The organism is Desulfovibrio intestinalis (genome assembly GCF_014202345.1).
GTDB classification, from domain to species: Bacteria; Desulfobacterota; Desulfovibrionia; order Desulfovibrionales; family Desulfovibrionaceae; genus Desulfovibrio; species Desulfovibrio intestinalis.
Map to the genome: position 1 here is coordinate 343492 of NZ_JACHGO010000004.1, position 18034 is coordinate 361525.

Below are 18034 nucleotides of genomic sequence, written 5' to 3' on the forward strand. Positions count from 1 at the left end.
GCTCCTGGAAAGATATATGGAAAAAGGTTGTTACGTCAAAGACATTAGCGCCGCGTCCGAAGCGCGCGGCCTGTTCGCCGTCAGTCAGGCGGCGCAGGGACAATCCCGCAACGGCCCTTACTGGCGGCTTACCCTGGTAGACGCCAGCGGCAGTCTGGAAGCCAAGATATGGAGTCCCCTCAGCGCGGATTTCAGCGAAATACCTTCCGGCTCCCTTGTCTGGGTTGAAGGCCGCGCCGGGCTTTACCGCGATCAGGTACAGCTTACGGTGGAACACATGCGCCTGCTGGACGATGCCGAAAGCGCCACTGTGGACCACACGGCCCTCATGCCCGCCAGCCCCTACCCGCTGGATGACATGTTGCAAGAGCTGGACGGGCTTATAAAAACAGAGTTCACATACACCCCCTGGCGCAAGCTGGTGCAGGGCTTCTTTAACGATGCGGAACTGCGGGCTGTCTTTCGGGTATGCCCGGCGGCCAAAGGCGTACACCACGCCTATGTAGGCGGCCTGCTTGAACATACGCTGAGCGTCTTCACGCTCTGCCGCCGCATTGCCGACCAGTACCCCGAACTGGACCGCCAGACACTGCTGGCCGGGGCGCTTTTTCACGACATTGGCAAGATCCGTGAATTTTCAGGCGGCCTTGCCAATGACTATACCGACGAAGGCCGCTTGCTTGGCCACCTCATGATCGGCATAGAAATGCTGGCTCCTTTCATGGCCAAATCCGGCCTTGAAGAGCCTTTGCAACGGCACCTCAAGCACCTTATTTTGAGCCACCACGGCGAACTTCAGTTCGGCGCGGTGCGCCCGCCCCACACGCCAGAGGCTATGGCCCTGCATTATGCCGACAATCTGGACGCCAAGATGGCCCAGTGCCGAGGTCTTTTCGCCCAACTGGACGAAGAAGGACAGGATTGGACCCCCTGGCAGGCCACCCTGGGACGCCCCGTTCACCGGGCAGCACGAACGCCGGAAAAAGCCGCCCCCGCAACCCGCAAAAAGGCGGTCAAAGAAGAATGTTTATCACTTTTGAAGGTATAGAGGGCGCGGGCAAATCCACAGCCATTGAATTCCTTGTGAATTACCTGCAGGCTCACGGATACGACCCCGTCACCACCAGAGAACCCGGGGGCAGCGCCCTTGGAAGACGCCTGCGGTCTTTGCTGCTGGATGTGCGCACCACTGGCCTTGCCAGCCGGGCAGAACTTTTTCTTTTTCTGGCCGACCGCGCGCAGCATGTGGCAGAGGTCATCCGTCCCGCTCTTGAGGCCGGGCAGGTGGTGCTTTGCGACCGCTTCACAGATTCCACACTGGCCTATCAGGGCTATGGCCGCGGGCTGGATACCGAATATCTGCGCAGCCTCAATCAGGCGGCCACGGGCGGGCTTCAACCGGAACTGACCCTGTTGCTGGACCTGCCCGTGCGTTGCGGGCTGGAACGCGCCGGAGAACGCAACCGCGCCGCCGGAATAGCCATTGCCGAGGGCCGCTTTGACAGCGAAAGCATTGATTTTCATGAGCGTGTGCGCCAGGGGTATCGCGCGCTTGCCGATGAAGAACCCGAGCGCTTTGCCATCATTGATGCCGCGCAGCCGCCAGAAGACGTAGTGCTTCAGTGCCGCTCTGCCATTGAGGCACATCTGCGCCGCCGTGGCCGGGGACTCGACTAGGCAGCGCCTGCCGTCATACCCTGGCCGCTTTCACTGAAGCATCACAATTTCGTCACATAACCTGTTTATACTCCGCCGAGTCGGGAGAAATATCATGCAAGAATTTTACGACCTCAAGATCGAAGGCACAAAGCTGCATTTCATCCCCCGCCCAGGCGGAGCCGAAGGCTTTGAATTCGCCCTGCCCGAACCCCCTGAAAACCATGCAGCGGCGGGCATTCTGGGCGACCCCGAGCTTATGTACTGCGTGGCCTTCCGCAGGGAAGACGGCCCCGGCGGCATCTTTGCAATGTACGATGAAAGCGGCCTGCTGTTCGTAGCTGTGGCTGGCAATAATCTGGCCTACTCGCTGGGTCTGGCCCAGATGGGCCGCATGGTGACCTATGCCCGTTACGGCGCAGACATCTTTGACGCTCTGGACGAAAACGATGACTGATCTGCGGGCCGGGCAACGCCCGGCGGCGCACTGTTCCCCGCAGGTGGACATAAAGACCGCCTTCCGTGCCGCACAGCGGCTGGGAGTGGTCTTTTTTCCGGCCTTTGACTGGGCCATTTCCGCCACCCATCCCGAGCGTGAAGAGCGCCTGCTCTATACCCGCGACCAGCTTGTGGAAGAAGGGCTGTTCGATATTCCCGGCATTACGGAATACCGCCCATCCTTCGCCAGCCACGCGCAGCTTGAGCGTGTTCACTTTTGCCTGCCCACGGCCCGCGCTGTAAGCACAGATTCGCATCTGGCGGCGGCAGGCGGGGCCATACGCGCGGCCCGCCTTGTGCTTGAAGGGCACGAAGACCGCGCCTTTGCCCTTGTGCGCCCGCCGGGGCACCACGCCATGCGTGTGGTGCACGGCAACCGCGGCTTCTGCAATATCAATAATGAAGCCGTCATGGTTGAATACATCCGCGACAACTACCCCCGCCCGGATGGCCGCCCCCTGCGCATCGCCATTGTGGATACAGACGTTCACCACGGCGACGGCACGCAGGACGTATTCTGGAACGACCCACACACCCTGTTCATTTCTCTGCATCAGGACGGGCGCACCCTTTACCCCGGCACGGGATTTCTCAAGGAATGCGGCGGCCCCGGTGCGCTTGGCCGCACAATCAACATCCCCCTGCCGCCGGAAACCTCGGACGAAGGCTATCTTTACGCCATCGAACACGCGGTGCTGCCCATCCTTGAAGACTTCAAGCCGGATTTCATCATCAATTCCGCCGGGCAGGACAACCACTTCACCGACCCTCTGGCCAACATGAAGCTGTCGGCGCAGGGCTATGCGGCCCTGACCAAGCTGCTGAACCCCCATGTGGCCGTGCTTGAGGGCGGTTACTCCATCCGGGGGGCGCTGCCCTACGTGAATCTGGGCATCTGCATGGCGCTGGCCGGGCTGGACGCGGGCGACATCCGCGAGCCGGGCTGGACGCCGAAGGCCACGCGGCAGGACCCCAAAGTGGGCCAGTACATAGCCCGCCTGTGCGAACAGGTGCGCGACTGCTATTTCAACCCGCCCGCAGAGCCGTTTGAAGGCCGTGTGGAAGGCCGGGGGCAAGACAGCTGGTGGGTAAGGCAAAAACATATTTTTTATGATACGGATATGCTCAGTGAGGGGCAGACGGAAGCATGGCGGCTCTGCCCGGACTGCTCCGGCCTGGGCCGCATTGAAACGGCGTCAGAGCGCGTAGCCCGATCGCTTTGCGTGCTGATACCGCGCCATGCGTGTCCGGCTTGCCGTGCCAAGGGGCAAGAGGTTGCCGCAGAGGGCCACAAGGCCGGACGCCACGCCCATATCATAGTGCTGGACGGCAACGCCGCCAACATCGCCACAGCTGCCGGAGACGACCTGCTGCGGGTATAGAAAAGGTCTCTCCGTTAGAAAATTGGTATTTCAAGAGCAGCAACGGCATGCGCCTTCAACGTTGCCCCAATGCGATCCCGATGCGGCCACAGGGCGAGCACAAATGCGATCGCAGATGCTAGACGAGCACGGCATTAGCTGGCCGGGTACGTCATCCACTGGTTCAGGCATCTTCGTAATTTGTTGCAGGCCCCCTGCCCGTTCTCACGCAGGGGTCAGGTTTTGAATTTTCAGGGGTATTATGGTCTGGCTGTGTAAAGGCCGAGCCGGATGCTTATAATCCGGTTGACGAATCCGGTCTTTGCAGGCATATAGCCGGACTTTGCGCCCGCAACGGCAACTGCTGCCAGAGGCGCTTTTTGTGTGATGGGACGTGACCGGGCGGCGAGGCCGCACGGATTTTCTTTTGACCCCCTATCTTGCTGGAGAGGGAAGAGCTATGGCGAATATCCTTATCATCGGCGCGGGCGGCGTCGGGAGCGTGGTTGTCCACAAATGCGCCCAGGTGGCCAGGGAAGGCGGCACGTTTGACAAGATCACCCTTGCCAGCCGCACGGTAGCCCGTTGCGATGCCATCGCAAAGAGCGTGAAGGCGCGCTACGGCATAGACATTGCCACTGCTCAGGTGGATGCCGACAACGTGCCCGAACTCTGCGCGCTTATCCGCAGCATCAAGCCTGATCTCGTGTGCAACGTGGCCCTGCCCTATCAGGACCTGCACATAATGGACGCCTGCCTCGAATGCGGCGTGCATTATGTTGACACGGCCAACTACGAACCGCTCGACACCGCCAAGTTTGAATACAGCTGGCAGTGGGCCTATGCTGACCGCTTTCGGGAAGCCGGGCTTACCGCCCTGCTCGGTTCCGGCTTTGACCCCGGCGTCACCAACGTTTTTGCCGCCTGGGTCATGAAGCACGAGCTGGACGAAGTGCATGTGCTGGACATCATCGACTGCAATGCGGGCGATCACGGCCAGCCCTTTGCCACCAATTTCAATCCTGAAATCAATATCCGCGAAGTGACCGCGCCGGGCCGCTACTGGGAACGTGGCGAATGGGTGGAAACCGATCCCCTGTCCTGGTCGATGAACTTTGATTTTCCTCAAGGTATTGGCGGCAAGAAGTGCTTCCTCATGTATCACGAGGAGCTGGAGTCGCTGGTAAAGAACCTCAAGGGGATTCGCCGAGCCCGCTTCTGGATGACGTTCTCTGACAATTATCTCAATCATCTTAAGGTTCTGGGCAATGTGGGCATGACCCGTATTGATCCCGTGAACTTCCAGGGGCAGGATATTGTGCCCATTCAGTTCCTTGCCAAGCTTCTGCCCGACCCGGCCTCGCTTGGCCCCCTGACCAAGGGCAAAACCTGCATTGGCGACCTTATGAGGGGCGTCAGCGGCGGCAAGGAAAAGACTGTTTACATCTACAACATCTGCGACCACGAAGAGTGCTATGCCGAAGTGGGTTCGCAGGCCATTTCGTACACCACGGGCGTGCCTGCCATGATCGGCTCCAAGATGGTGGCCGAGGGTACGTGGCGTAAGCCCGGCGTGTGGAATATGGAGCAGTTTGATCCTGATCCCTTCCTTAAGGATCTGGGCAAGTATGGCCTGCCCTGGCAGTGCGTGGATGTGACGGGGAAAGTATAGGGCTGGTAAACTAGCTCTAGTTTTTGAAAGGCTGTCTGCCCGGTTACGGGTAGACAGCCTTTTATTTTTTCTTTGTCGGAAATGAAGAGCGCTGGAAAGTAAGATGGTGCTTTTGCCAAGACGACTTGTACCCTGCGGGTACGACAGTTTTTCTTCTCTCTCATTTTGGCCGCCTGCGCGGCGCGCGGCAAGGCGGGGCCGGTTATGGGGCTTCGCCCCCTTCTCGGCCCCCCTTGCATCCCCCCCGAAGCACCCCCTGCTCTACCCCGACCGCCAAGTCTCTTTTTCGGGGGCGGCTACGCACGAACCTCGCCGACGTGTCGGCTTCGGTTCTTTATGACGCCGCCCCCGACAACAGGCAGCGCTGCGCCTGAGAAACTGCAATATCCCAATCAAATTGCCTATGCAGTTATACCAACCGCCTTTGAAAACATTGGGATAACTATGGGAGCGTGCTTTTCAGTACACCGCAACCCTGCTGAAAAACTGCCAGAATTCCCTTTACTCTTAAAAATGGATGATAGGATTACGCGGCGTAATTTTTTATACAACTGGGCTGCTCTCATCCCGGCCTCATTGATCCACCTTGGAACAACCCTTCGCCATATCCGTGTCTTCGAAATGCACTCCCTCACAACATATTCCGAACTTTCGCGGCAACCAAACCCTCAGTATCCAGACGCCCCCAAACTTTCAGCCAACGCGAAAGCGCCCGATGGCGTTGCGCGGCGCGCAGGGAGATCCCCGACCGAAGGGAGGGAAGCTCCCGAAGCGAGAGCCGCGCATCCCTCGCGCAATGACGGAATATGGAAAGCCCGTAAAGGCTACCCCGTGGAAATGGAGATATATGGAAAATCCAGCGGGGTCGTCCGGGGGGAGTGCAGAGGGGGCCTCGGAGGGGCGGCAGCCCCTAACAGGCCCCTTCTGCCGCCTGCCGCGCAGGCAGTGCCGCCACGAGCGCCTTTTCCGTTATTTCGGCGTCGAACTTCTCCTTTTATTCCAGTCGAGTACTATAAGAGTACGCTCCCTATATAAAAGGTTCGTTCTCCTTGAAATAACAAAAAAAATCATCTCGTGGCGACACCGCCTAGGCGGCCAAAACAACAGGGACGAAAAAGCCTCCGTGCCCGCAGGGCACAAATAATCCCCCTTGCACCCGCGCCACCAATACGTCAAAATTCAAAAAGCAGCCGCACCAAAATCTTCACGCGCCTGCGAAGCAAATCCACTCAGAGGAACCTCAATGCACTGCCAGCACCTTTTATTCGATCCGGCCCGCATTCCTTCGCCCTGCTTTGTGCTGGACGAAAACCAGCTTTTAACCAACGCCGCGATCCTCAACACTGTGCAGGAACGCACCGGAGCAAAAATCCTCCTTGCCCTCAAGGGCTACGCGGCCTGGGCAACCTTTCCCCTGCTTTCCCGCTTCAAGGGACACGGCCCGCTGTGGGGCGCCTGCGCCAGCTCTGTGGATGAAGCCCGTCTGGGCCGCGAGGAATTTGGCGGCGAGGTCCACTCCTTCGCCGCGGCCTGGAACAAGCGGGAAGTGGCTGAGCTTCTTACCCTGACGGACCATATTGTCTTCAACTCCTTTGCGCAGTGGCGGGAATTCGCGCCTGCCATTGAAGCCTGGAACCAGGGCCGTTGCCCCGACAGACAAATACAGTGCGGCCTGCGCATCAATCCCGAACATTCTGAAGGCGCTGCGGAAATATACAATCCCTGCGCGCCGGGTTCACGCCTGGGCATACGGCGCAAGCACTTCGACCCCACGGCTCTGGACGGTATTTCCGGCCTGCATTTTCACACCTTGTGCGAGCAGGGAGCAGATGCGCTTGAACGCACCCTGGACGCAGTGGAAAAAAACTTCGGCCAGTGGCTGCCCAACTGCAAGTGGATCAACATGGGCGGCGGGCACCACATCACCAAGCCGGGTTATGACCTGGACCTGCTCTGCCGCCTGCTCAACCAGTGGCGCGACCGCTATCAGGCGCAGATATACCTTGAACCCGGCGAGGCTGTGGCTCTGGACGCGGGCTGGCTGGTAACAACGGTACTGGATGTTATTGAAGCCGACATGCCCATTGCCATTCTGGACATAGGCGTGCCCTGCCACATGCCTGACGTTATTGAAATGCCCTACAGGCCGCGCGTAATGTATGAGCAGGACAGTATAGCTGTTCAGGCGGGCGAAGCGGGCGAAAAGGCATGGACCTGCCGCTTGGCAGGCAAATCATGCCTGGCGGGCGATGTGGCGGGCGAATATTCTTTTGACGCTCCCCTCAAGCCGGGGCAGCGCCTCATATTTGAAGACATGGCCATCTACAGCATGGTCAAGACCACCACGTTCAACGGGCTGCGCTTGCCTTCCATTGGCATCTGCGGACAAGACGCTGGCGGAGAAGCAGATTTTCGCATGCTGCGCCAGTTTGGCTACGGCGATTTTAAAACCCGCCTTTCGTGATTCGGGCGTCAAACACCGCGTTGCCACCAGCGGTCTTGGAGCAGAGTAACTTTGAAAATATATATTCTCAAAGTTTAAAACACGCTCGCTACGGCGCTCAATCGCGCAATAAATAGCGCTTGGCCTCCACGGCGGACGTCTGCTCACGCAGCCATCTGAGCATCTCAAAGTTAAAATGCTCTCACAACGCGCTTTTCAGATACAAAAAGACCCCCGGCTTGCCGGGGGTCTCGCGTATACGTCTATGGTTGTTGCGGCATTGCCGCTCAATCATAAAAAATCAGAAAATCACGCCCCGGCAGAAGCCGCTTCTGCGGCAGGACCGGAAACAGGGCCGCCCACAGGCAAACCCGAATTGGGGCCAGGGGCAACGGGCGCTACACGCAGCAGCGGGGGCTGCCCCGCAGGCTGGTGCGTCTGGCTGCCGTCAGCATTACTGGCCTGATTGTCACTCTGGGCGTTTGACTGAAGGCCTTCTGCGGCGGCGGCATCCTCAGACTGCCAGGGGCGGCTGGTGCGGGCCAAGGGCAACTTGGCCGTGCCAGCCGGGTAGCTTTCAGGCGGCATTTCCTGAAAATTTTCCTTGGGCTGGGCAGCCTGTTCAGACTTGCGGGCGGCGGCGAGAGCATCAGGCTGTGAGCGGCGGGTCATAAGCACGCCCGGCTCAGGATCAAGCAGCCCGTCCAGATAGTCGCTCACCGTCACAAAACGCTGACAGCCTCCGGCGCGCAAGTCGCTGATAATCCTGGGCAGATCTTCCACAGTACGCTTGTGCGTGTCATGAAAAAGAAACACGCCGCGCAAGGCGCCGGGGCCGTAAACCGTGCCACGGGTGCTGCGCAAAACCGCATAGTTGGCGGGCAGGCTTTTCCAGTCGCGGCTGTCCAGCGACCAGAGCATGATGCCCAAACCCAGCTCTTCCGCTGCGGCCACAGTATAGTTGTCATACGATCCATAAGGAGGGCGCAAGAAGGAAGGATTGGCCCCAAGCGACCGGAGAATCGCATCCGTGCGGGCAATCTCATTCGCCTTGTTCGCAGGTGAAAGCAGGCGCAGGTTGGGGTGTGAGTAGGAGTGATTGCCCACTTCATGCCCCTCGGCCACAATACGCTGCACAAGCGCGGGGTAGCGCTCTGCCTGTTTGCCCAAAAGAAAGAATGTGGCCGGGATGCCGTATTCACTCAGCATATCCAGCAAATGGGGAGTATTGGGGGAGGGGCCGTCGTCAAAGGTCAGCGCGCACAAATTTTCGCGCATGTGCTGGTCCATAATAACGCCGCCGTCCACCACGCGGGCCTCAGGCGCGGAAGCTGCTGATAATGTCAGCGCGAAAAAAAATACCGCCCAAAGGCGAATCCATAAGGGTTTCATCTCATTGCCTCTAAAAAACTGCTGTCACTTCGCTTGCCGGGGCTGTTCAGGGGGCATGCCCTGACCTGCACTGCGGATGCCAATCATAAGAAGTGCTAAGGGAGGGTCTAGCACTCAGCTTGTTCTGGCGCAAGGCAATGAAAGCGCCGGGCTTGGCAAAATAACAACTTATTTAATAAAATCAAAGAGATAATTTTTTTATTATGTAAAAATTTTTTTACTTATGACTTTTCTCTTGACTCCGGGGGTGGTTTTGCATAGAAACGTCTGGTCGGGAGGGCAGTTAGCTCAGCTGGTAGAGCACCGCCTTCACACGGCGGGGGTCACAGGTTCAAGTCCTGTACTGCCCACCATAAGACTCGGAGCGGTAGTTAAGTCGGTTATAACGCCGGCCTGTCACGCCGGAGGCCGAGGGTTCAAGTCCCTTCCGCTCCGCCAGAAAGTTGAAGAGGAGTCAGTAAAATGGCTCCTCTTTTTCTTCTTGGTTCCCTCCCGTAGCCTATCTTGGCAAATTGCCTTTGCCCCGCTTTTTCTTTCAAAAGTACCTTCCCGCAAAATTCGCATTTACTATAGAATTTACGCAGCGATGCAGCTGGCATTCGGGTTTGCCCATTGCTTGCGCATCTTCTTGCACTTGATTATTTGCAATGCTTGCGTTGGCGCGGCACTTCCTGCCGCAGCCGCTCCTTTTCTATCCTGCCGCAAGCCGCGCGCCGAAGCGAATCCCTTACTTCCAGCATGAGGGCTGCCATGCCGCAACGAAAAAACATCCTCGCTCATGCTCTGAAAAAATACGGCACGGGGCCAGACTACCTTTGGCCCCGCCAGCCCTGCTATGCAGTGCTCCGCCACGGCCACACGCAAAAATGGTATGGCATCATTATGGACGTAGCCCCTCGGGTTCTTGGCCTGGACAGCTTGGCCGGGCAGAACGAGCGCGGCGAGGTGGACATTATCAACCTCAAATTAGCTCCCGTCGCGGTGGCTGCCCTGCTGGAAAAACCGGGCTTTCTGCCTGCCTACCACATGAACAAGAAGCACTGGGTTTCCATTTTGCTTGACGGCTCCGTCCCATTGAAGGAAATCCACACCCTTTTGGACCAGAGTTACGAGCTGACCAAAAATGTGACCCTGCGATCATCGTCTTCCGTCAGAAAAAAGATTCGCATGGACCTCGGATTTCAAGACTTCTGAGTCCCCCGCCGGATACGCCTGAAAAACCGGCACTAGCGCTAAAATGACCTGCCGCGCACAGAAATGACGATAAACTGACTGTGCGCGAAGGCGCACGGTTCATTCCTGCGCTTGCCGCATGTCAAAAATGCGCACAAACGCTCGCTCTCAAACCATATCCGGCTAAAATATAAAGATTTTTATAAACTGGTCAGATTATTGCAATTTTACAGGCGTTCTCCGACGCGGCCTCCGCGTCCAACGCAACGCGCAAGCAAGCGAGGTAAGCATGACGCCTGTAATCTGGCTGCTGGGCCTTTCCGGCAGCGGCAAAACCGCCCTTGGTTCCCTTTTGCGCCTGTACCTTGATGGGCAGGGCATTAAAACCGATTTTATTGATGAAGGCAGATTTTGCCGTCAGGCCGATATTGCCCCTGAAACACGCACTACCGCCGTGGATGCTTTGCGTGACCACGTTTTGCAGCAGCACGCCCAGGGCCGGGTGTGCGTTGTGGCGGCCACTACCCCCTATGATGGCATGCGTCAGAAAAACCGCGAAATTCTGCCCCTGTACCACGAAGTATGGGTGCGCTGCTCGCTGCAAACGCTGGTCGACCGTGATACCCGCGGGTTGTACGCCAAAGCCGGACACATGCACATTACTGGCTTGTGCGGCCTTACCGACACGTTTGATGAACCCCGCCATGCCGACCATGTGATAGATACTGACCATCGCAGCCTGGTGGAAAGCTATCTTCTTTTGCGAGATTTTGCCCTGAATGCTCTGGACGGCGCGCGCCGTTGGGCCCGCGTGGGGCAGATGCTGCCTGAAAACCCGCTGGCCGTGACCAGCCAGCACCACAGCTTCGCGTTTTAGGACATTCGTATTTTACTCTATATAGAAGCAAGCCCCGGAAATCCTGATTGGCCAGGATTTTCGGGGCTTGGTATTTTATATTCAGTCTTTTGCGAATTACCCGGGCGTGCCGCCGAGGGGTATTCTCTGGATATCCTCTGCCCTATTGGGCCGCTGTGCCCGAAAACTGCTGCGAAATAAAAGTCGCGTAGTCGTCCGTCATGCCAGACACAAAATCCAGCACGCGCAGATAGGCCGTGTACAGGCACTCGCCCTCTGCCGGAGCATTGGAACCCATAAGCGTCAGAGCGCGTGTTTCCTGATAGGACATGGGGTTCTTTTTGCTGAAATTAAAGCAGGCCGGGATAAAAATATCCAGCAGGCGCTTGTACAGGGTGTATGTGCCTATTTCCAGTGCGGTTTTCTGCGGATTGTTCATGATCTTGTTGTTGAAGACTTCCTTGGCCGCAGCCATAAAATCCGCCACATTCTTTTCGGCGTGTTTGAGCAGATCGCCCTGAAGCGTGCCGTTCATGATATCTTCATAGTTATCAAGAAAAGTCTGTACCACCGAAGGGATAATGCACGACATGGCCCTGGTGCGCAGCATGCCCGAACGCCGGCGGTCGGAATCCATCGCGTTCAGACGGCCCGCGTCCATATCCTCGTCGCCCAGCAGCGGAGCCATAGCGTTCTTGATGTCCTGATAGGTGATGATGCGCAACTCGCGCGCGTCTTCCATATCAATGATGCGGTAGCAGATGTCGTCCGCCGCTTCCAGCAAATAGGAAAGAGGGTGCCGACGCGCGCGGTCGTCGCGCATCAAGCCCAGCGTGGTGAAAATATCCGTAAAAACGGCCTGCTCCGCCGTGTAGAAATTGAACTTTCCGCTGGACTGCCCCAAGGCCTCATGGGCGGAACGGGGATATTTTACAAGACTGGCCAGCACAGGAAAGGTCAGCCGAAACCCGCCAGCATCCTTGTTGTTTTCAAGCGTATTGATAACGCGAAACCCTTGGGCATTGCCGTCAAAGGCAACAAAATCAGCCCGTTCGGCAGGGCGCAGTTCCTTGAAGTAGTGCTCTGTATGGCCCGTGTCCTTAAACCAGTCGCGTATTGCTTCTTCTCCGGCGTGGCCGAAGGGCGGATTGCCAATGTCATGCGCAAGGCAGGCCGCCTGTATGATCTGGCCGAGGTGGTCGGGGGTGAAACCCTCCGGCAGGTCTCCTTTCTCCGCCAGCGCCTGCCCAACCTGAAGCCCCAGTGAACGCCCGACGCAACTTACTTCAAGCGAGTGGGTGAGGCGGTTGTGAATATGGTCGTTGCGCACCAGGGGGTGTACCTGGGTTTTCTTGGCCAGCCTGCGGAAAGAGCTGGAAAAAATGATGCGGTCATAGTCCTGCACAAAAGGATTACGCACCACATCCAGAGGGGCAAGATTTTTATCCTGACGGGTCTTGCGGTAAGGGGCCAGTAAACGGCTCCATTGCTCTTGGTGGCTGCTCATAAATTCTCCTTCCTGGCAGTAAAATCAGGGGGTTCGTTCGCAGCGTGCCCTTGGCGCCATCCCTCTGAAGGCACGCAGGCGCACGGCAGGCACTGGCCCGCCAAGTCATGCGCCCACGCAGCAGTATTATTGCCATTGCGCTGGCAAGAAACGCTGATACATGCAGCCCGTCACGTCCGGTCTTGCGCCGTCAGCACCAAGTGCACCGAGGCAATGGCACCTCGCCACTACAAACCCTGAAAATGTGCGACGATATGGTCCACAAACAGGCGTATACGCTTGGGTGGACGGTCACTGGGCAAGGTGAGGTTTATATCTATTTTCGTCAACTCCCAATCGGGCAAAAGCTGAACAAGTCTGCCTTCTTTATCATACGCACTGGCAAGCTGGGGGATAAGCGTTGTCATCCCCTGGTCGGCAAGCAGCAATTCCAGCGCCAGGCCAATGCTCTGCACTGTATGCCTTGGTTGCAAAGCCACGGTTTCCGTTTGCCCCTGTTTTGAGCAGGTCACTACCGGGCGTCCCTCGCTGGATTGCGCTATGAACGGCATACGGGCCAGATCCCCCGGATGCTCGGGGTGGGGATGCCTATCCAAAAATTCTCTGGTGCAGAACAGGGCGGGCTGCATAGACAAAAGCCTTCTGACCTTGAGGTCCGGGTAGGGAACGGGGCCGGTTCTGATATCCAGATCAAAGGGTTCTCTGTGCAGGTCTTTCCACTCTGTAGAAAATACGGTGTGCAGGCTTATTTGCGGGTACTGCTCCACAAAAGGCCCCAAAGCGCCGTGCATGCAGCAATGGTACACAAATGACTCAACCGACATGCGTATGGGCCCGCCCGGTTCGGTCTGTTTTTGCATGAGCCTGTCCCTGACGCTGTGGGCCTCGGCCATGATGAACTTGCAGCTCTCCAGCATTTCCTTGCCGTCTTCCGTCAATCCGGCGATGCGCGTGTTGCGGAAAAACAGCTTCACCCCCAGAGACTGCTCCATCGCCGCAATGCGCCGTGAAAGCGTCGCAAGCGGAATATCCAAAGCTTCCGCAGCCTGGGTAAATGTCGGGTGGTTGGCGGCCTCCAGAAAATACGGAATATCAGCCAGAAATTTTCTCATATCATCTCTCATTTATGACAACATTATGAGTACATTTTCGTCATATATAAGCATCTTTAACAATGATACGTAAGAACCGTATGAAGTCAACGCGAAGCACAGGCAGGCAATATTTACTGACAAATCCTGCTGTCAGAAACGGACCTGACCTGTAAACCCGCAATCGAGGAAACATATGAACGATGAAATTCAGGTGGATGAAAAACTTATTGAAGCCTTTCACCTTATGTTTGACCACTTTCCCGAGGGAGTGCAACTGGCCCACAAATCCAAGCGTATTGTGGCCCTGAATGCGGCCTGTAAGTCATTGGGAAGAGACGTGGGCATGATCTGCGCAAAGCACGGCCCGGCAGAAGCCCATAAGGGATGCCTTGCGCACAAGACGGTCAAAAATCATGCGGCGTCCTGGGTGAAGGGAGCGCAAGAAGGCCCCGGCGGGCAAACCCCGGTAGTATTCTGGCTGCCCATTGACGGATACCCCGATTTTTTCATTCACTTTGGCGTGGGCTACATGAAGGACTACGCCCTGCCGCCGGAGCTTGATGAGGAAAAGTAAAAAGAACCAGCCCGACAGACAGAAATGAAGCATGCGCTTCAAAGAGAGCATGCCTTCAGGGCCGCATTTCAAGACAGCAGCCCCCTGGCAAAGACCTGTAAGCCTTTGCGCTGCGAAGACCGGCGCTGGCGCGTGTTACTGTGAATGCGCAGAAAATGGCCCAGAGTCTTCTGCCTTGAGCTTACCGCATACTCCCAAAAGCATCCCCCACTCTTTCACCTGCCAACAGCACGCGAAAGGTGGGGGATGTTATTATGCCCGTTTGTAAAGACAACGTTGAAGTGTGAAGCATTTCAACGTTACTCTGCTCTAAGCCGCGCCGCCTCCCTGCTTCATTTCGCTAATCAGTCCCTGAAGCACATTGGCCTGCCGGGAAAGTTCCAGAATAGCTTCTGAAGACCGCTGCATATACTCGGCATTTTCGCCGGAAATCCTGTCCACTTCGTCCAGACTGCGGTTTATTTCTCCGCTGGCGGCGGATTGTTCTTCCGAAGCAGCGGCGATGGCGCGCACCTGATCCGTGGTCATGTCCACCATAGACACGATCTCGGCCAGAGCCGCGCCGGACTGGTCGGCCAGTTCGCCCGCGCCCTGAATGCGGGATACCGTGCGGGTAACAACGTCAATCGTCTGCGTTGTGCCAGACTGGATACCGCCAATGGCTTCTCCCACTTCGCGGGTTGCCGTCATAGTTTTTTCGGCCAGCTTGCGCACCTCGTCGGCCACCACGGCAAAACCGCGTCCGGCATCGCCCGCACGGGCCGCTTCAATGGCAGCATTGAGGGCCAGCAGGTTGGTCTGGTCTGCAATATCGGCAATGACGTTCAGCACCTTGCCAATGGCTTCGGCCTGAACACCTAGTCCGGCCATGCCGTCCTTCATTTCTCCAGCCTGCTGCTGCACCTGACGGATATTGTTGAGCAACTCCGTAACGGATGAAGACCCTTCTTGGGCTTTGTTTCTGGTCTGGTCAGCGGTATCAGCTGCGTGGGACGAGCTTTGGGCCACCTCCAGCATGGAGGCGTTCATCTGCTCCATAGCCGAAGCTGTTTCACGCACGCGGTCTGCCTGCTGCGTGGAACCGTTGTTGGCACTGTGGATGAGATCTGAAAGATTTTCAGAGGCAAAGTTGAGAGCCTTCACAACAGCCTCAAGCTGATTTGCGGCGTAAAGCATGCCCTCTGCCTTGGCCTTTTCGGCGTTTTCCTTGGCTTCCTGCGCCTGCTTCATGAATACCTGCGCCTCGTCCCGCTCTTTTTGGGCCTCGGCAGTGGCCCTGCTTGTTTCAGCTCTGAACCCGGCCAGATTATCTGCCGTGGCATTGAGAGCCAGCACCAGAGGCGTGAGGGAAGATTTTTTGCTGGTATCCAGCCTGGCGTCCAGATCATCGGAACCCAACTGGCGCGCGAAGGCCACGCACTGGCGCATGACGTTAAGGTCGCGGCTGGTGGAGAGAAAACCCACGCCGTAAATAGCCAGCATAGAAAGCCCCAGCACTATCCACATATTGGTACGGCTTTGCTCGATCTGCCCCTGCATGTGCTGCATGGCGGCGTCAAAGCGGGCATTCATGGCCTTGTCGAACTGGCCGCCCTGCTCGCGGTAGGCCATAGCGTACGGGGTGGCCACTCTGGCATAGTCGCCGTAACTTTTGTGGCGGTCCTCAACCGGAACTTCCTTGAGCGGCAAAAGCACGTCTCTGCCGTTGGCAATGAAGCTGATAGCGGCCTTTTGGGCGTCAGCTATGATCTTTTGTTCCTGGCTGCTGAACGGCATTGCAGCAAGTTGCTGAAAGCGGTTCTCATTGCGTTTGGCAATGTCGCTCTGCTGCTTGATATCTTTTTCCAGGTCACCTCCCAGCATGGCGTCACGGGTGAGGCGGCTTACGTAGTTAATGTCCTTGGCGATTTCAAGACTGGTCATTTTGCCCACCACATCCACGTCACGCATTTGCGAAAATGAACGGTTCAGGGTGGATACAGAGTCGAGGGAAAAGGCAAACATGACGGCAAGCGCCACGGCCCCAATAGTAATTGTCAGAAGAAATTTTCCACGCAAAGAAAATGAATTCATGGCGATACTGCTTGTCTAAGAGTTGAAAAAATTCGGCTCTTTTTTAAAAAATATATACTAACTGCACTAGTTGCAGATTGTGAGGGAAGAAGACGGCGTCGGCAAACGTCGTTGATATTCTTGATTTACCGGGTTGTACAAAACAACATATCGGAGAAAATTTAGCAAGCTATAGGTCCCATTTTAACTACATAGAACAACTATAATTATTACCACACCTATATGGTATCCATAGCTGATATGCTCACTATTAATCATGCTGACACCCTGTCCTGTGGCGGGATCAGCATTTGGATACGTCCACTGCTCACAGGTGGCTAAAAAATCACCCTATGCCGATAAATATTGGTAAAAATCCACGTTAAGGCGATCCGGCACGGCAGCGACTTGCCTTGTACTTGCGCGGCACCGTTTGAGTGGCGTTCGACAGCAATATAGTTAAACATATTAATTGATAAACTACAAAAAAAGCCCGCGCGGGCCAATCCCGGCGGGCTGCTTCTCCTGGTGGCGCTCACAGAGCATTACCAGGGGCCAACGAAGACCTATTAAATCAGTAGGAGACGGGCATTGTCAATATCAGTTTTCAGTTTTTATGAATTCAAAGTAAAAAAGTATGAAATACGGGCAAAATCAAAAACTATCTCTGCGTATTACAAAATTTCCAAATCGAAGCATTTTCTCAAGAGCACGTCCTCAAATCAGCGTTGGAATTAAAAATGACGTCAAAACTGAGAATGACGAGGCCTGGGAACCGCCCCACCCAAGAGCGTGGTCAAACAAGTTTTTGTTGGTATTTCAGCAGACTACGCACACAAACAAATCATGTCCGGCAGGTACATCTGCACAAACATCGTTGGCGCAATCATTATCTCGGCAACAAAGCATAAAAAGGACAGTGGGATAGTCACAACGCGGCAAGACTCGCCAAGCCTGCGCACAGCACCCAGCCACACGCCCCATTACAGGGCATGACGACAGACGTCACACAGCGTGCTGACTTCAAGAGCGTGGGCACGGGGTGGAGATACACCTAGCGGCGAACACGGATACGCCGCAACGAATAAGGGTCGGCATGAAACCGACCCAGGAATGGGGAGAGGCACAATATCCTTTCAATAGAGCAACATATATGATGGACCAGTCATGGGGCGACTGTTGCGTTTAATCATAGACAGCGCCAAGTGGCTTTCTGGAGGCAAGAACGTTACGATTTGATGGCAGCCCTCTGGCTTCACTGATTTTCGACCAAGCCCTGCTATTCGTACTGCGACCTCTCACACAGCTCAAACAGTTAGGGATATACCTTGCCTCGAAAAGCAAGCTTATAGCGCTACGAATGCTGCCAGATGCTCTCCGAACCCCTTAACGGATGAAGCAACAGAGATTGGCGGGGCAGGGGTCTTATGGCCGCGCCCTTGGTGGCAGCGAACGAGGTTTCGGCCTCGCCCCGCAAAATAATGGCAAAAACAGGAGAGGTTGAATAAGCTCTTAGCGCTTCACATTTTTGTGGAGGAAGGAGCTTGAAGCGGCGATCAACGCCGTAAAGACAAAAAAATAGCACTCAGGGTTCACACCCAAGTGCTTTCTTTTCTAAATGGTGCGCCCGGCGAGATTCGAACTCACGACCTTTGGCTCCGGAGGCCAACGCTCTAATTTTGCCTCATTTTTCATTTCTTTTTATTATTAATCAATTTTGGATGGATAGCCATAAATAGACTTGCATCTAGTTGCA

13 protein-coding genes and 2 tRNA genes are annotated in these 18034 nt (G+C 56.1%); 11 read left to right on the top strand and 4 right to left on the bottom strand.

Translation table 11 applies throughout. The features are described from left to right. The first annotated feature begins 16 nt into the window (after positions 1–16). From HNQ38_RS08240 to nspC, 6 genes are all read left to right on the top strand, one after another. Positions 17–1048 carry a 3'-5' exoribonuclease YhaM family protein gene (locus HNQ38_RS08240; RefSeq protein WP_183719286.1) on the top strand — a complete coding sequence of 344 codons (1032 nt, stop codon included), beginning with the start codon at positions 17–19 and terminating at the stop codon, positions 1046–1048. Next, complete coding sequence (gene tmk, locus HNQ38_RS08245; RefSeq protein ID WP_183719288.1) at positions 1024–1677, top strand: dTMP kinase; 654 nt, start codon at positions 1024–1026, stop codon at positions 1675–1677. The genes HNQ38_RS08240 and tmk overlap by 25 nt, the downstream gene beginning before the upstream one ends. A gap of 94 nt (positions 1678–1771) precedes the next feature. Continuing rightward, positions 1772–2113, top strand: coding sequence for a hypothetical protein (locus tag HNQ38_RS08250; protein ID WP_183719290.1), 342 nt, complete (start codon positions 1772–1774; stop codon positions 2111–2113). After that, positions 2106–3536 (top strand): histone deacetylase family protein, encoded by a 1431-nt coding sequence (locus tag HNQ38_RS08255; RefSeq protein WP_183719292.1) that lies wholly within the window; start codon positions 2106–2108, stop codon positions 3534–3536. Before HNQ38_RS08250 ends, HNQ38_RS08255 begins: the two co-directional genes overlap by 8 nt. 439 nt (positions 3537–3975) lie before the next feature. Continuing rightward, positions 3976–5187, top strand: coding sequence for a saccharopine dehydrogenase family protein (locus tag HNQ38_RS08260; protein ID WP_183719294.1), 1212 nt, complete (start codon positions 3976–3978; stop codon positions 5185–5187). Positions 5188–6430: 1243 nt separating this feature from the next. Beyond that, positions 6431–7651, top strand: a complete 1221-nt coding sequence (gene nspC, locus HNQ38_RS08265) for a carboxynorspermidine decarboxylase (protein WP_183719296.1) — start codon at positions 6431–6433, stop codon at positions 7649–7651. Positions 7652–7939: 288 nt separating this feature from the next. Here nspC and HNQ38_RS08270 read toward each other — a convergent pair whose 3' ends face one another. Then, entirely contained in the window at positions 7940–9022 is a 1083-nt protein-coding gene (locus HNQ38_RS08270; RefSeq protein WP_246388049.1) for a polysaccharide deacetylase family protein, read from the bottom strand. A gap of 277 nt (positions 9023–9299) precedes the next feature. Between HNQ38_RS08270 and HNQ38_RS08275 the strand changes: the two genes are divergently transcribed. The 4 genes from HNQ38_RS08275 (at position 9300) to HNQ38_RS08290 (ending at position 11072) form a co-directional block, all read left to right on the top strand. Beyond that, positions 9300–9375, top strand: a tRNA-Val gene (locus HNQ38_RS08275). 8 nt (positions 9376–9383) lie between these two features. Next, a tRNA-Asp gene (locus HNQ38_RS08280) sits at positions 9384–9460 on the top strand. Positions 9461–9772: 312 nt separating this feature from the next. Beyond that, a complete protein-coding gene (locus HNQ38_RS08285; RefSeq protein WP_183719299.1) occupies positions 9773–10216 on the top strand; it encodes an MmcQ/YjbR family DNA-binding protein in 444 nt (147 codons plus the stop codon). A gap of 268 nt (positions 10217–10484) precedes the next feature. Next, a complete protein-coding gene (locus tag HNQ38_RS08290) occupies positions 10485–11072 on the top strand; it encodes an adenylyl-sulfate kinase (protein ID WP_183719301.1) in 588 nt (195 codons plus the stop codon). A gap of 142 nt (positions 11073–11214) precedes the next feature. Here the strand turns inward: HNQ38_RS08290 and HNQ38_RS08295 are convergent, their stop codons facing one another. Together HNQ38_RS08295 and HNQ38_RS08300 are read right to left on the bottom strand one after the other, a co-directional pair. Next, positions 11215–12558 carry a deoxyguanosinetriphosphate triphosphohydrolase gene (locus tag HNQ38_RS08295; protein WP_183719303.1) on the bottom strand — a complete coding sequence of 448 codons (1344 nt, stop codon included), beginning with the start codon at positions 12556–12558 and terminating at the stop codon, positions 11215–11217. Between the two features lie 227 nt (positions 12559–12785). Further along, positions 12786–13670 carry a LysR family transcriptional regulator gene (locus HNQ38_RS08300; RefSeq protein WP_183719305.1) on the bottom strand — a complete coding sequence of 295 codons (885 nt, stop codon included), beginning with the start codon at positions 13668–13670 and terminating at the stop codon, positions 12786–12788. A gap of 175 nt (positions 13671–13845) precedes the next feature. Here HNQ38_RS08300 and HNQ38_RS08305 point away from each other — a divergent pair, with 175 nt between their 5' ends. Continuing rightward, positions 13846–14226 (top strand): hypothetical protein, encoded by a 381-nt coding sequence (locus tag HNQ38_RS08305; protein ID WP_183719307.1) that lies wholly within the window; start codon positions 13846–13848, stop codon positions 14224–14226. Positions 14227–14535: 309 nt separating this feature from the next. Here the strand turns inward: HNQ38_RS08305 and HNQ38_RS08310 are convergent, their stop codons facing one another. Beyond that, positions 14536–16299 carry a methyl-accepting chemotaxis protein gene (locus HNQ38_RS08310; RefSeq protein ID WP_183719309.1) on the bottom strand — a complete coding sequence of 588 codons (1764 nt, stop codon included), beginning with the start codon at positions 16297–16299 and terminating at the stop codon, positions 14536–14538. Positions 16300–18034: the final 1735 nt, after the last annotated feature.